Source organism: Myroides odoratimimus (assembly GCF_038039805.1).
Classification (GTDB): Bacteria; Bacteroidota; Bacteroidia; order Flavobacteriales; family Flavobacteriaceae; genus Flavobacterium; species Flavobacterium odoratimimum_B.
Genome location: NZ_JBBPHK010000007.1, coordinates 92372 through 108069, shown reverse-complemented (window position 1 = coordinate 108069; position 15698 = coordinate 92372). Strand labels below are relative to the sequence as shown.

The 15698-nt window shown below is 35.8% G+C and carries 11 protein-coding genes; 6 read left to right on the top strand and 5 right to left on the bottom strand.

What is annotated here, in order from left to right:
- The first annotated feature begins 45 nt into the window (after positions 1-45).
- Entirely contained in the window at positions 46-1365 is a 1320-nt protein-coding gene (locus AABL85_RS07715; protein WP_286416955.1) for a solute carrier family 23 protein, read from the top strand.
- A 173-nt stretch (positions 1366-1538) separates the two neighbouring features.
- Entirely contained in the window at positions 1539-2108 is a 570-nt protein-coding gene (locus AABL85_RS07710; RefSeq protein ID WP_341309704.1) for a TlpA disulfide reductase family protein, read from the top strand.
- 73 nt (positions 2109-2181) lie between these two features.
- Here the strand turns inward: AABL85_RS07710 and AABL85_RS07705 are convergent, their stop codons facing one another.
- Both AABL85_RS07705 and AABL85_RS07700 read right to left on the bottom strand, forming a co-directional pair.
- A complete protein-coding gene (locus AABL85_RS07705; protein WP_131540694.1) occupies positions 2182-3630 on the bottom strand; it encodes a glyceraldehyde-3-phosphate dehydrogenase in 1449 nt (482 codons plus the stop codon).
- Positions 3631-3743: 113 nt separating this feature from the next.
- Positions 3744-5144 (bottom strand): trypsin-like peptidase domain-containing protein, encoded by a 1401-nt coding sequence (locus AABL85_RS07700; protein WP_341309703.1) that lies wholly within the window; start codon positions 5142-5144, stop codon positions 3744-3746.
- Between the two features lie 134 nt (positions 5145-5278).
- Here AABL85_RS07700 and dapF point away from each other — a divergent pair, with 134 nt between their 5' ends.
- Genes dapF through mltG form a run of 3 tightly spaced genes read left to right on the top strand, consistent with a single transcriptional unit; the run spans position 5279 to position 7637 of the window.
- Positions 5279-6061, top strand: coding sequence for a diaminopimelate epimerase (dapF, locus tag AABL85_RS07695; RefSeq protein ID WP_286416961.1), 783 nt, complete (start codon positions 5279-5281; stop codon positions 6059-6061).
- A gap of 5 nt (positions 6062-6066) precedes the next feature.
- Positions 6067-6591: a GNAT family N-acetyltransferase gene (locus AABL85_RS07690; RefSeq protein WP_131540697.1), complete on the top strand. Its 525-nt coding sequence runs from the start codon at positions 6067-6069 to the stop codon at positions 6589-6591.
- 8 nt (positions 6592-6599) lie between these two features.
- The gene (gene mltG / locus AABL85_RS07685) at positions 6600-7637 is read left to right on the top strand and encodes an endolytic transglycosylase MltG (RefSeq protein WP_131540698.1); all 1038 of its coding nucleotides are present in this window, start codon (positions 6600-6602) and stop codon (positions 7635-7637) included.
- A gap of 350 nt (positions 7638-7987) precedes the next feature.
- Here mltG and AABL85_RS07680 read toward each other — a convergent pair whose 3' ends face one another.
- The 3 genes from AABL85_RS07680 to AABL85_RS07670 form a co-directional block, all read right to left on the bottom strand.
- Complete coding sequence (locus tag AABL85_RS07680; protein ID WP_286415917.1) at positions 7988-9460, bottom strand: efflux transporter outer membrane subunit; 1473 nt, start codon at positions 9458-9460, stop codon at positions 7988-7990.
- Positions 9461-9472: 12 nt separating this feature from the next.
- Positions 9473-12622, bottom strand: coding sequence for an efflux RND transporter permease subunit (locus AABL85_RS07675; protein WP_341309702.1), 3150 nt, complete (start codon positions 12620-12622; stop codon positions 9473-9475).
- 69 nt (positions 12623-12691) lie between these two features.
- Positions 12692-13840, bottom strand: coding sequence for an efflux RND transporter periplasmic adaptor subunit (locus AABL85_RS07670; RefSeq protein ID WP_131540703.1), 1149 nt, complete (start codon positions 13838-13840; stop codon positions 12692-12694).
- 311 nt (positions 13841-14151) lie between these two features.
- Between AABL85_RS07670 and AABL85_RS07665 the strand changes: the two genes are divergently transcribed.
- Positions 14152-15693: a YifB family Mg chelatase-like AAA ATPase gene (locus AABL85_RS07665; RefSeq protein ID WP_341309701.1), complete on the top strand. Its 1542-nt coding sequence runs from the start codon at positions 14152-14154 to the stop codon at positions 15691-15693.
- Positions 15694-15698: the final 5 nt, after the last annotated feature.

Below are 15698 nucleotides of genomic sequence, written 5' to 3'. Positions count from 1 at the left end.
TTTATTTTATAGTTATTTTGTAATTTAAATACACAACAGCACAAGATGGGTGATATAGAAGATAAGAAAATAGTATTGGCAGTAGATGAGAAGCCTAAAGTAGGACAGTGGATTCTATTGAGTGTCCAACATTTATTTGCGATGTTTGGAGCAACAGTTTTAGTTCCAACCTTGACAGGCATGAACCCTGCTATTGCATTAATATCGAGTGGTATTGGTACATTGGTTTTTATTTTTATCACTAGAGGAAAAGTACCTTCTTATTTAGGTTCTTCTTTTGCTTTTATAAACCCTATTATTGCAATGAAAGCTTTAGAAGCAGACCCCTCTTCTGGCATGCCAGTGGGTAGTTTTTTGGTAGGGAGCTTTCTTGTCGGAGTTGTTTATTCTTTAGTGGCACTACTAATTGCTAAGGCAGGAACTAATTGGTTAATGAAATTATTACCGCCTATTGTAGTTGGACCAGTTATTATGGTTATTGGTTTAGGACTAGCTAGTACAGCGATAGGAATGGTAACTAATAATCCTCAAGGAGAATATGACCTAACTTATGTTATGATTGGTTTAGTAACATTAGCTATAACGATTATTACAGCAATATTTACACGTGGTTTTCTTAGTGTTATTCCTGTACTAGTAGGTATTGTAGGAGGTTATTGTTTTTCTGCTATAATGGGAGTTGTGCATTTTGATAAAGTAATTGATGCTAATTGGTTTGAAGTGCCTAGTTTTATGGTGCCTTTTGTACATTATGAGCCTACTGTGTCATGGTATGTTATTTTATTGATGCTACCTGTAGCTATTGTTCCTATTGCAGAGCATATAGGGCATCAATTAGTATTGAGTAAAGTTATTGATAAAGATTTAATAAAAGATCCAGGACTTCATAAGAGTATGTTAGGTGATGGAGTAGCCACTATGTTAGCTTCATTAATAGGAGGACCACCTAATACTACTTATGGTGAAAATATTGGAGTATTAGCTATTACAAGAGCTTTTAGTATTTATATTTTTATGGGAGCAGCATGTTTTGCTATTCTATTTGGTTTTTGTGGTAAGATATCAGCTTTGTTAAGTACGATACCAGCACCTGTAATGGGAGGTGTTTCTATTCTTTTATTTGGTATTATAGCATCAAGTGGATTGCGTATGTTAGTTGAGAATGATGTAGATTTTAAGATAAAGAGAAACCTGATTATTTCATCAGTTATATTGATTATCGGTATCGGAGGAGCAGCTATTCATATAGGAGAATTATTCTCATTAGAAGGAATGGCATTGGCATCTATTATAGGGATAGTATTAAATATCGTATTACCTGGTAGAGTAGATGTAGACTTTGACGATATGTTTAGAAAATCTTAGTGCAGTTTTAGAGAAGTACATTTTTTGTTGTGGTGAGTTCTTTATATATTTAACTCAGAATACATTATAAAAAGATAAACGAAAAGTGATTGTACAATAATTATAACGTAGAATAGGTTTGTAGTATTTGTATAATGAGTATTCTAGATTTAAATATTGAATAAAGTAAGAGTATGAGTGAGAAGAATATCAAAAAGAAAGGATGGATATCTAATGCTATATTTATTATTGTATTAGGAGTTTTTTTATTTACTCCTTTAGGGGATAGTGTAAAGGTGTGGTTGAATAGGCTTGTGGCTATGAGTCCTAGCTTGGAGAATGTCGAAAATCAACAAACAGTGAGTTATGAGTCATGGCATTTAATTGATGAATATGGCCAGACTTTTGACTTAGACCAAACTAAAGGAAAAGTAGTCATCATTAACTTTTGGGCTACGTGGTGTCCTCCATGTTTAGCAGAGAAACCTAGTTTTCAAGAGCTTTATAACGATTATAGGGACAAAGTAGTTTTTCTTTTCGTCACTTCAGAATCTCCTGATAAAGTAAAGGCATTTAAAGAGAAACATCAGTATACTTTACCTATTTATTTTGAGCAGAATGCAGCTCCTGCTGTTTTGTTTTCAGAATCTATACCAGCTTCTTATGTAATAGATAAAAAAGGAAATATAGTAGTGCGAAAGTTCAGAGCAGCTGATTGGAATAGTTCTAAGTTTAGAGTTATGTTAGATGACTTATTGAAATAAAAATGAAATACAAAGAGATATAAAAAAAGTCCAGCTATTGCTGGACTTTTTCGTATATTAAGTTTACTATCTATTAATAGTAAGTATAACGTCTAACTTGAGCGATGTACTTCGCTAAGCGGATAACTTGGTGGCTATAACCATATTCGTTATCATACCATACATACATTACTACATTTTTACCATCTGCAGAAACGATAGTTGCTTTACTATCAAAGATAGATGGAGCAGATGTTCCTACGATATCAGATGATACTAATTCGTTATTGATAGAATATTTAATTTGCTCTACTAAGTCTCCGTTAAGAGCAGCTTTGCGCATTACTTCATTTAAATCTTCAACAGAAGTTTCTTTCTCAACTTCTAAGTTTAATACTACTAGTGATCCATTAGGAACTGGTACACGGATAGCATTAGAAGTAAGTTTACCAGCTAATGATGGTAATGCCTTAGCTACAGCACTTCCTGCACCTGTCTCAGTGATAACCATGTTTAATGCAGCAGCTCTACCACGACGGTATTTCTTGTGCATATTATCTACTAAGTTTTGGTCATTTGTGTATGCGTGGATAGTCTCTAAGTGTCCTTTTACTACACCGAAGTTATCTTCCATTACTTTTAAGATAGGAGTAATAGCATTCGTAGTACAAGAAGCAGCAGACCAGATATCTACTTGGTTTGGATCATACTCAGTGTGGTTAACACCGTGAACGATGTTTGGTACACCTTTTCCAGGAGCTGTCAATAATACTTTAGAAGCACCTTTAGAAGTTAAGTGACGTTTTAAATCTTCATCAGTTTTAAAAGCACCTGTATTATCGATGATTAAAGCATTCTCAATGTCATATTGAGTATAGTCAATGTCTTCTGGAGCATTAGCAGAAATCATGTGTACTGTAGTACCATTGATGATTAAAGCATTGTTCTCAGGATCAGCGATTACTGAACCTTCGAAGTCTCCATGTACTGAGTCATATTTAAGTAAAGAAGCACGTTTTTCTAAAAGAACTGCATCGTTTTTATCACGAGTTACAATAGCTCTTAAACGCATTTGTTGTCCTTTACCGATTTTGTTCATTAACTCTCTAGCTAATAAACGTCCGATACGTCCAAATCCGTAAAGTACTACGTCTTTAGGTACTAATTCTTCTGTTTCTTTAGCATCTTTTAATTTAGAAATAACAAAGTCTAAAGCATTGCTGTGCTTGTTGTCTTCTAAGTGATATTCATAAGTTAAACGACCGATATCGATTCTAGAAGGTGGTAAGTCAGCTCGTTGAATCGCTTCAGCTATTTCTACAGAATCAAAAATATTGATTGGTTTACCAACAAATTTTGCAGCATACTCGTGTAAGTTAATGATATCGCTAACGCTGCGGTCGATAAGTTGGTTACGGAACATTAATAGTTCAATAGACTTGTCATACCATAGGTCACTGATAATCTTAATAAACTCTACGCATGCTTTTCTACGATCTGCTTGAAAAGCTAATTCTTTCTCGTAAAGACTAGTATTTTTCATATATTAAATTGTGTTGTGATAAATTACTGCAAAAGTCTGTTTTTTTAATGAATTAATCAAGTTGTAAATTTTAAAATACTCTTTTTAGTGTATTTATTGGGTGAACCTTACGATTATATTAGTAAACGAAGATATTCTCCATTTTTATTCATTAAAGTGAGCTTTATTTTTTGATTTTGATTAATCTGAGAATTGATATTTTTAATTTGATTGATGTTAGAAACTTTGAAATCATTGATAGAAAGGAGAATACTGCCAATCAAATCATCTTCATATTTAGCAAAGTCCTTGTCTAATACCTTGGTTATTTTAAACCCGTAGTTGATGTTTAATTCTTCTTTTTCTGCTGAATCTAATTCTTGTATTTCTAGTCCTCTGAATTCTATTTTTCGCGGTTCATTTTTGCCTAATTTTACAGACGTATTGTGTTTATCATTCCCCCTTAAGTATTCTATTGCTACTGTATCCTTAGGGCGTTTAGTATTAATGATCGAGCGGAGATCTACAAAGGTCTTAATATCCTTATTATTAATCTTCGTGATAATGTCTCCAGTCTTTAATCCAGCCTGAGCTGCACCAGAGTTCGCTATAATATCTTGTATATAAAAACCAAATGTGGTAGTACTAATGTTTAGCTCTTTAACGATTTGAGGAGTTAATTCATATCCAGATACTCCTAGAGTAGCATTCTGTACATTTCCATATTCTAATAAATCCTCAACTATCTTACGCGTTACATTAGAGGGCACAGCAAAGGCGTAGCCTACATAAGCACCTGTGTTAGACGAGATCATGGTGTTAATACCGATTAACTCTCCCTTAGTATTCACTAAAGCACCTCCACTATTACCAGGATTGATAGCGGCATCTGTTTGTATAAAGGATTGAATGCTTGTCTTAGACAGATTACGTGCTTTAGCTGATACGATACCAGCTGTAACTGTAGAAGTTAAGTTATAAGGATTACCTACAGCGATAACCCATTCCCCTAGTTGAATATTGTCAGAATCTCCAAATACAATATAGGATAATTTTTCTTTTGGCTCTATTTTTAATAGCGCGATATCCATTTCTTTATCCGTACCGATTAGTCTTGCTTTATACGTTTCATTATTAGAGAGTGTCACTTCTAGTTCAGAGGCATTAGCAATCACGTGGTTGTTCGTGACGATATAGCCATCCTCTGTAATGATAACACCTGACCCTGTACCTATCTGAGGTTTTGGTGAAGGCTTATACCCATAGAATAGTTCCATAATAGGGTTAGAACGAGAAGATACATAACTTAGATTTTTGACGTGAACTACTGTATTTACTGTGTTTTCAGCAGCTTTAACGAAATCAATAGACGAATTAGGAATAATAGAAGACTTAGTAGTAGACAGTGCAGACGGTATCTCCTCTAATTTAGTTAGCTCTGCATCATTTTGATTTTCAAAAAAATACTTATAACCAGCCAGTGTCATACTACCACTTAATAAACAAATTAAAAAAATACCTAAGATCTTTTTCATATATAAATCTATTAATTAAATAAAACTAAAATTACTAAATAAAAATTTGAACAAAATGATGTTTAACCATCACTTAACACCGTGTTTTAACATACATTATTTGTATTTTTACCACTTTAAGTAAGATTAGCTATATGTTGAGATTTTATAAGTATCAAGGGACTGGTAACGATTTCGTAATGATAGATAACCGCACTGGCTTTTTTCCAAAAGAAGATACAGAATTAGTGGCACACTTATGTCATAGACGCTTTGGAATAGGGGGAGACGGTTTGATTTTGTTAGAAGAAGCTGAAGGATATGATTTTAGAATGGTCTATTATAATGCCGATGGAAGTGAGAGTACCATGTGTGGTAATGGAGGTAGATGTCTAGTGGCCTTTGCAAAACAATTAAAAATAATTAATGACAATTGCCGTTTTATAGCTATAGATGGAGAACATACAGCTACGATTAGTAGTGATGGAGTAGTATCTCTACAGATGATCAATGTGTCAGGGATAGAGATAGAGAAGTCATATAGCTTTTTAAATACGGGATCACCTCATCATGTACAGGTAGTGAGAGATCTAGGTAACTATGATGTATTCGGTATAGGACAAGAGATAAGAGAAAGCGAATTATATGCACCAGGAGGTACTAATGTAAACTTCGTAGAGCAGGAAGGTCCTAATCATTTCAGAATACGTACATTCGAGAGAGGGGTAGAAGATGAGACGTTATCTTGTGGTACAGGTGCTACAGCAGTAGCGATATCGATGTATGCTCAAGGGAAGTGTGATCATAACGAAGTGAAGATAGATGTAGAGGGAGGTAGTCTGACGATTAGTTTTGATACAGATGATCGTATTAGTTATAGAAATGTAGTATTAAGCGGACCAGCCAAACTAGTGTTTGAAGGGACAATAGAAATATAAAAAAGATGTTACATATTCGTGGGAATGCTATATTTTTACGTGCTTTAGAGCCAGAAGATTTAGAGTTTATCTATCAGATAGAGAATGACATTGATCTATGGGAAGTTAGTAATACGGTGACACCTTATAGCCGCTTCTTGATTAGACAGTATTTAGAGAATGCTCATCTTGATATCTATGAAGTAAAGCAGTTGAGATTAGTTATCTGTGATATAGATACAGAACAGGCATTAGGGTTGATCGATTTATTTGAATTTGACCCTAAGAACAATAGAGCTGGTGTAGGTATTGTAATCCAACATCCAGAAGATAGAGGAAAAGGAGCAGGAGCAGAAGCATTAGAATTAGTTATTAATTATGGCAAAGAAGTATTAGGTTTGCACCAGCTGTATGCTAATATTTCGGTAGATAATTATCCTAGCCAACAACTGTTTTTAAAGTACGGTTTTAAGCTAGTAGGTATAAAAAAAGATTGGGAAAGAGTTGGCGGAGTTTATAAAGACGAAGCGTTGTATCAATTATTATTTTAAATAAAATTATGAAATTAAAAAACATCTTAGTTATTCTAGTTGTTCTTGGGGGATTTGGACTATTAGGATATTTGTATATATGGTATGGGAAGGCATTTTCGCCTAATTTAAAAGGATGGGATGAAGAACAGTTTATCTACATTAAGCAAGAAGACAACTTTCATTCTGTACTGAAGATATTAGAGCCTTACCTAAATGATAAGGATGGTTTTGTAGAAATAGCAGAACAGCGCAGTTATCCGTCTAATGTATTCAGTGGTCGTTTTAAACTTAGAAATGGGATGAATACCTATGACATCATCGAGGCACTTAGAAAGAATGTACCTGTGCGTCTAACGTATAATAATCTTGAGCGTATAGAAGATTTCGCAGGAAGGTTAGGTTCTATGTTTGAGACGGATAGTATAGGATTCTTAGAGACGTTCTACGAACCTAGTTTCTTAGAAGAAAACGGATTTACTAAAGAGAGTGTATTAGTATGTTTCTTACCTGAGACGTATGAATTCTATTGGAATGTAAGCCCTTTGAAAATTCGCAATAAGATGCATAAAGAGTATATCCGCTTCTGGAACGCTGAACGTCAAGAGAAAGCAAAAGCTCTAGGGTTAACACCTGTAGAGGTATCTATCTTAGCGTCTATTGTTCAGAAAGAAACGAGTAAAGCAGACGAGAAAGAAAGAGTAGCAGGAGTATACCTAAACAGAATTAAGTTAGGAATGCCACTACAAGCAGATCCTACAGTAGTATATGCTAAGAAATTATATACTAATGATTTTAAACAAGTGATCAAAAGAGTGTACCTAAAGGATACTCAGATACCATCACCTTATAATACGTATCAGAATACAGGATTACCTCCTGGGCCTATCTTTATGTCAGATCAGTCTAGTATAGATGCGGTATTGAATGCAGAGAAGCACGATTATGTATATTTTTGTGCGAGTGTAGATAGATTAGGATATCATGAGTTTGCGGTGACGTTAGCTCAGCATAATGCTAATAGTAGAAAGTATAGTGCATGGCTAAACCAAGCAGGTATAAATTAAAAAAATAAAAGAAGTAAGCTGTCTAATTTTAGACAGCTTTTTTTAACTTTATATATTATTAGCATGGTATATTTATAATTTGTAGGGATTCATTGAGCTAGTAGTTAACTCTTACTGTTGGTGCTGTTTTGTATGAAATGAGTCCGTATTGAGTCCGTTATCAGTCCGTATTGAGTCCGTTAAATCGCATAAAGTAACGGAGTGAATACAGAGATGCGATATAGGTACTAATAAGGTATTCGCAATCTAGGTGAAACTAGATTAGAAGCTAAGTAGAATAAGTATAATAGAAAAGGCTGTCCACGGACAGCCTTTTTTGGTATTGATTATAAGAGTATAAATGTGGAATACTATTTCCATCCACCACCAAGAGCTTGGTATAGTTTTACTCTCGAAATTAGTTTGTTCAGTTTTAGTTTGTTTAGGTTTAGCTCACTATCTAGCATATTCTTTTGTGCATTGATAATCTCGATGTAGTTTGCATATCCACTGTTAAACAGTAAGTTAGATTGTTTTACACCTAGTCTAGAAGTAGCTACTTGCTCTTCGGCTATCTCTATCTGTTCTTTTACTGTCTCTAGTGTGATTAAAGCATCAGATACTTCTGTAATAGCTGTATAGACAGACTTCTGAAGATCTATTTCTGCTTTTTCTCTTTCTATTTTAGCTACTTCATAATCTGTTTTTAGTTTTCGCTTATTAAATAGAGGGGCAGCTACATCACCTATTAATCCACCAAACAAAGAACCTGGTATATTAAACCAATTCTTACCTAACATACTATTTAATCCCCCTGTTACATCTATCGTAAGAGAAGGGTATCTACTCGTCTGTGCTACACCTACTCTAGCATTACTCGCTTTTAAAGCTAGTTCTGCTTGTTGTACATCAGGACGCTGACTCACTAAGTATAGTGGTACTCCTGTTGTAAGTGTCTCTTGATAGTTGACATCAGCTAGTTTAGTATCTCGTTCGATAGCATCAGGTAGCTGTCCAGTAAGTAGGGATAATGCGTTCTCTTGGACTGCTATTTGCTGTTTTAGAGAAGGGATTAATGCCTTTGCTACTAACATTTGGTTACGCGTTTGTTGAATAGCAAGAGAGGTGGTTTGTCCAGCATCTCGTTGTAGTTCAACTATCTTTAGCGTATTCTTCGTTAATTCATAGTTAGACTGGGCTACTTCCATCTGCGCATCTAGCAGTAGTAAGTTATAATATCCTTCTGCTATATTAGCGATTAGAGCAGTCTGTACAGCCTTACGAGCTTCGTGAGTCTGTAGATAGTTCGCCAGAGCCTCTGCACTCATACTCTTCATCTTTCCCCATACGTCTAATTCCCAGCTTATACTAAGAGAAGAGACATATTGAGCAGAGTTTACATACATATTCTTAGGAGCTTCTTTTCCTTTATTTTCATAGTACTTACTAGCAGCTGATCCATAGTAATTAGAAGAGCGGTACTGATAGGCTACATTACCAAGTGTCATATCTACTGAAGGCAACCATTCTAGTTTAGCTTGTCTAGCCTTTTGGTCAGCTATTTCGATATTCTTTATAGCATTAGCGATGTCGAAGTTGTGTTCTAATCCACTGTTGATTAATTCGATCAACTTGTCGTCTTCAAAGAACGTTTTCCAATCGATATCTGCTATTCCTACTGAGTCTCTGGTACTGTTGATAGAATCTAGCTGACCTCTATACTGTTCTGGTAATTGAAACTCAGGTGCTTTATAGTTAGACTGTGGAGCACAAGAATGTAAGGCTAAAGCTGCGGAAACCACCGATACATATAAAGTGCTTGTTATAATTCTTTTTGTGTTCATGGTTTCTATCTTTTATTCATTAGTAAGTTTAGATTTAAGTTTTTCGTCCCAAGTCTGGAAGATATAGAATAGTACTGGGATAATAAATATACCCGCAATTACTCCAAATATCATACCACCAGCAGCACTGAAGCTGATAGAGTGGTTTCCTTGAGCCGATGGTCCTACTGTAAACATCAGTGGTACTAGACCTGCTACGAAAGCAAATGATGTCATTAGGATAGGTCTTAGACGCATTTTAGCTCCTTCCACGGCAGCATCGAATATCGACAATCCGTTTTTGCGTTGTTGTAGAGCGAACTCTACGATAAGGATGGCATTCTTCGCTAATAACCCGATCAACATAATCAATCCTACTTGTACATAGATATTGTTTTGTAATCCTGCTAGATTAACGAATAGGGCTACCCCTAATAATCCTGTAGGTACAGTCAATAGAATCGCTACTGGTAATAAGTAACTCTCATACTGAGCACATAATAAGAAGTACACAAAGATGATACTTAGCCCAAAGATGATAATCGCTTGGTTACCCGAATCTTTTTCTTCTAATGACATACCTGTGTACTCATAAGAGTAGTTACCAGGTAGCTGTTCTGTTACTTCTTCTATCGCTTTCATCGCATCTCCTGTACTATATCCTGGTGCAGGGTTAGCTTTGATAGAGATAGAGTTATATAAGTTATATCTAGTCACGGTCTCTGGACCTAATACTTTCTTCAGTTTAATCAAGGTATTAGCAGGTAGCATTTCTCCATCTTTATTCTTTACATAGATAGAAGAGAAGGACTGTGGACTCTCTCTAAATGGAATGTCAGCCTGCATATATACACGGTACGTTCTACCGAATCTATTAAAGTCTCCTGCTTTTACACGACCATAGTAGTTCTTGATAGTAGTCATAAGGTCTTTTACACTTACACCTAATGATTTTGCTTTTACATAATCGATCTCAAGTAAATACTGAGGATAGTTTGCTTTAAATGAAGTAAAGGCATTAGATATTTCTTCTCTGTCATTTAATTGTTTGATTACCTCATCACTCACTTGGTTGAATTCTGTAAATCCACCTCCCATACGATCTTGTAACACGAACTCAATTCCTCCGAAATCACCAAAACCAGAAATAGTAGGTCTAGGGAATACGTTAAAAGAAGCCTCGTGTATCTGTGATAAATCGCCTTGTATCTCTGCGATAATCTTGTCTATATTCTTTACTTTACCTCTTTCTTTATACGGTTTAAGGTTAATGTACCCAACTGCAAATGATGGACTGGCATTACCGTCTATCGTATTATATCCTGAGATAGCTGTCATCCCTTCGATATCTGTACGTTGTTTTAAGATACTATCTGCTTTTGCTAATACTACCTTAGTACGCGCTAATGAAGCCCCTGGAGGCATCGCTAGAGAGTAGGTGATATAACTGTCATCTTCTCTAGGGATAAATGAAGAAGGGGTCTTGTATAAATATAAAACTCCAACTCCTATGATTAGGGCTAATCCTGCGATAGCTACCTTCTTGTTAGTAATTAACTTCTTGATCGTTACGACATACTTTTCTGTAAAACTGTCAAATGCAGTATTAAATGCAAAGAAGAATCTATTGCGCACTCTCTTAAATCCTGTTTGAGGTTTCTGAGCAGCATATTCTTCTCCTGATGGTTGCTTTAAAAATAAAGCACATAGTGCAGGACTCAGCGTCAAGGCATTCACAGCAGAAATAAGAATAGCGAAGGCTAGGGTATAGGCGAACTGCTTATAGAATATCCCTGCAGGCCCTTGCATAAATCCTACAGGTAAGAATACTGCCGACATGACTAACGTAATAGAGATAATAGCTCTCGTAATCTCGTTCATCGTCGTGATCGTCGCTTCTTTTGCCTTCATTCCTGTATGATGCATCTTCTCGTGTATGGCTTCCACTACTACGATGGCATCATCCACCACGATACCGATGGCTAGTACTAAGGCAAACATGGTCAATATATTAATAGAGAAGCCCATTAAATAAATAAAGAACAAAGTACCTACTAGCGAGATAGGAATAGCAATAACTGGAATAATCGTAGAACGGAAATCCTGTAAGAACAAGTAAACAATGATAAACACTAAGAAGAATGCTTCGAATAGTGTACTTCTTACTTGGCTAATAGATTCGTCTATCTGTGCTTTTACAGAATAGCTAATATCGTAGTGAACTCCTTGTGGGAATGATTTAGACAGTCTCTCTAATGTTTTTCTTACTGCGATATCGATATCACGTGCGTTAGAACCATTGGTCTGTGTAATATTCATCGTTAGACCAGGGTACCCGTTCACACTGTTATCACTACCTACGTTAGATGCTCCGAACTCTACTCTGGCTACATCTTTTAGCAGTAGAACAGAACCGTCTTTATTGGTTTTAATAACGATGTTCTCATATTGTTCAGGTAAGTTAAATCTCCCTTTGTGCTTTAAAGCAGTCTCAAAGGCTTCATCAGATGTCTCTCCAAAACTACCTGGTGCAATCTCAAAGTTTTGATCTTTGATCGCACTGATGACATCTTGTGGAGTTAAACTATATAAGGCAAGCTTATCAGGGTTTAACCAAGTTCTCATAGAGTAGTCACGAGCACCAATACGGCTTACAGAAGCTACTCCAGGTACACGAAGTAATTCACGGTTAATATTAATCTGCGTATAAGCTTGTAAGAAAGTTTCGTCATATACTTCTTCTGGGTGATCACTGTAGAAGTTGATCGTCATAATGTTACCACTAAGACGAGGAGTCACAGATATACCGTTCTCATTCACTTCTGATGGAAGATCACCAGCAGCTTTACTTACTCTGTTCTGTACGTTTACCGCAGCTTGATCAGGGTCAGTACCAGCTTTAAAGAATACGTTGATTGTTCCTGATCCACTGTTACTCGCTTTAGAGCTAATATAGGTCATATTGTCTACCCCGTTAATAGATTCTTCTATCGGAAGTAAAACACTCTGAGCAACAGTCTCCGCATTGGCTCCAGGGTAAGAAGTTGATACACTTACACTAGGAGGTGCAATCTCTGGGAACCTTGTAATTGGCAGTAAGGTTAGCCCTACTAGTCCTAGTAACACAAACATAATTGAGATTACAGTGGCTAATATGGGGCGTTCTATAATGGCTTTTAACATATTAAATTGTTTTGTAAGGCGAGTACAAATACTCTAAATTCTGTTTTTGTCTTTTGAATAGGGCTTTGTTTAGTTTAAAGGTTTTACATACATTCCTTCAGTAAGTTTATCAAAACCAGTTTTGATAATTCTGTCTCCGATATGTAATCCTTCAGACACGATAAAGTTATTTCCTGACACTCCATTTAATTCGATAGACTGTAACTTTACTTTGTCTTCCTTATCTAAGATATAAACGAAAGTCTTGTCTTGGATAGAAGTAGTTACTTCTTGTGGAATTAAAATAACACGAGGATTTGTTTCTTTTAGTTTGATAGTTCCCGTATTACCTGATCTCATTACGTCTTTAGAGTTTGGGAACGACGCTCTTAAAGAAATAGAACCTGTTGTTCTGTTTACTTGTCCATTGATCATGTCTACTTTCCCTTTCTCAGGGTATTCGTGTCCATCTGCTAAGATTAGAGAAACGTCTGGTAAGTAATGACCATTACTGATACTAGCAGTATCTGTTTTCTTATTGTCTTTGCTAAAGTATAAGAAGTCAGACTCACTCATCCCGAAGTACACATATACTTCACTCACGTCTGATAATACAGTTAGAGGTTCTTTATCTCCTTTAGACACTAAGTTACCGATACGCTTAGGCATACGTCCGATGTATCCACTTACAGGTGCTTTTATAATAGTATAGTCAAGACTAATCTTAGCACTATTAACAGCAGCAGTAGCTTTAGCCAAAGAGGCTTTAGCGATGTCATAGTTAGACTTCGCTGTTTCTAATTGTACTTGAGCGATAACCTCATTATCGATAAGCGGTTTTAGACGATCTATTTCTAGCTTTGCGTTTTTAAGCTTTGCTTTTTCTACATTCTCTGTAGCGATCATATTGTTCAAGACTTCTTGGTAAGGTAGTGGATCGATTTGAAATAAAGGTTGTCCTTCTTTTACAAAAGCACCTTCATCTACGAAAATCTTCTCAAGTATACCTTCTACCTGAGGTCTGATTTCCACGTTTACTTTTCCCTCTATATTTCCTATATAATCTTTGATTGTAATTGCAGTTGTTGTATCTACTTTTATGATAGGTAAGGCTAAAGCATTTTCTTTAGGATCTAGTGTTTTAGATGAACCTATATTGCAGCTGTTAATTCCTATCAATGTACCAAACATAATCAACGCTGAAAATGCTACTAAAACTGTTTTTCTACTTGTAATCATAATTCTTTAAATACTATTTGTTGTTGTAGGTGAGAGTCTATCTCCACAATAACCTTACTCAATACTAATGCCAAAAAGACTTTATTTATAATTAAAAACTAATTTAATGAATTTAAATGTTTGATTTGTAGGTTTTTGTGTTTGATTTGTATTATTGAGTAATAGTTGTTATTGTTTAAATTTAGCTAATCTTATTTATAAAAGTTGTTGCTTTTTGTGGTATCGCTCCACATATTGGCAAAGATAACGTTTTTAGAATAGTAAGAAATAGCTTAAATTATTAAGTAAACATTAATTAATACTCATAAATTATGTTAATAAAGGTGTTTGGGAGTGCTGTATTTGGAATCGAAGCTACAACTATTACAGTAGAGGTACACATAGATGGAGGAGTAGGATATCACTTAGTAGGGCTACCTGATAATGCGATAAAAGAGAGTAGCTATAGGATAGCAGCAGCATTGAAGAATAATAGTTATAAGTTCCCAGGAAGGAAGATAACGATTAACTTAGCACCTGCAAATTTGCGCAAGGAAGGTTCTGCTTATGACCTAGTGATTGCTATAGGTATATTGGCAGCTTCTAATCAGATGTCATTACAAGAAGAGTTGTCAGATTATATTATTATGGGGGAGCTATCTCTAGATGGTACTGTACAGTGCATTAATGGAGCACTCCCTATCGCTATAAAGGCAAAAGAAGAGGGGTATAAAGGAATTATAATTCCAAAAGAGAATGAGAAGGAAGCCGCTATAGTAGAAGGATTAGAGGTATATGGTGTCAGTAATATAAAGGAAGTAATAGACTTCTTAGAGGGAAAGGGAGAGTTAGTACCTGTGGAGTTAGACTTCGCTGAGATGTTTAGTGAAGAGTCTGAGCATCATTTAGAGATAGACTTTAAGGATGTGAAGGGACAAGAGAGTATTAAGAGAGCCATGGAGATAGCTGCAGCTGGTGGGCATAATATTATCTTAATAGGACCTCCAGGTTCTGGAAAAACAATGCTCGCTAAAAGACTCCCTAGTATATTACCTCCGATGACGTTAGAAGAGGCATTAGAGACAACTAAAATTCACAGTGTAGTAGGGAAGGCCAAAGACTGTGGACTGATGAGGGCTAGGCCTTTTAGAAGTCCTCATCACACTGCGTCCTCTGTATCTCTAGTAGGAGGGGGAAGTTATCCACAACCTGGTGAAATATCTCTAGCACATAATGGTGTACTCTTTCTAGATGAGTTGCCTGAGTTTAAAAGAGAGGTACTAGAAGTGATGAGACAACCACTAGAAGATAGAGAGGTGACTATCTCACGAGCAAAGTTTACGATAACGTACCCTTCTTCGTTTATGTTGGTCGCGAGTATGAACCCTAGTCCAAGTGGTTATTTTAATGATCCAAATGCACCAGTTAAATCTACACCATTAGAGATGCAACGTTATTTAAGCAAGGTATCTGGACCACTGCTAGATCGAATAGATATACATATCGAGGTAAACCCTGTGCCCTTTGAAAAATTGTCAGATAAACAATTGTCAGAACCAAGTAATGATATTAGGGAACGGGTAGTAGCGGCGAGAAAAGTGCAATTAGAAAGATTTAAACTTCACAATGGAGTTCATTATAATGCTCAGATGTCTACTGCGCTTCTTAGGAAATACTGTGCGCTGCAAGAAGATTCGCTAAACTTGTTAAAGACTGCGATGGATAAGCTGAATCTATCTGCGAGAGCGTATGATAGGATATTAAAAGTATCTCGTACAATAGCAGATTTAGATAAGTCAGAAAATATAAAGCCCCAGCATATAGCTGAGGCAATACAATATCGTAGTCTAGATAGAGAAGGATGGTTAGGTTAGTACCA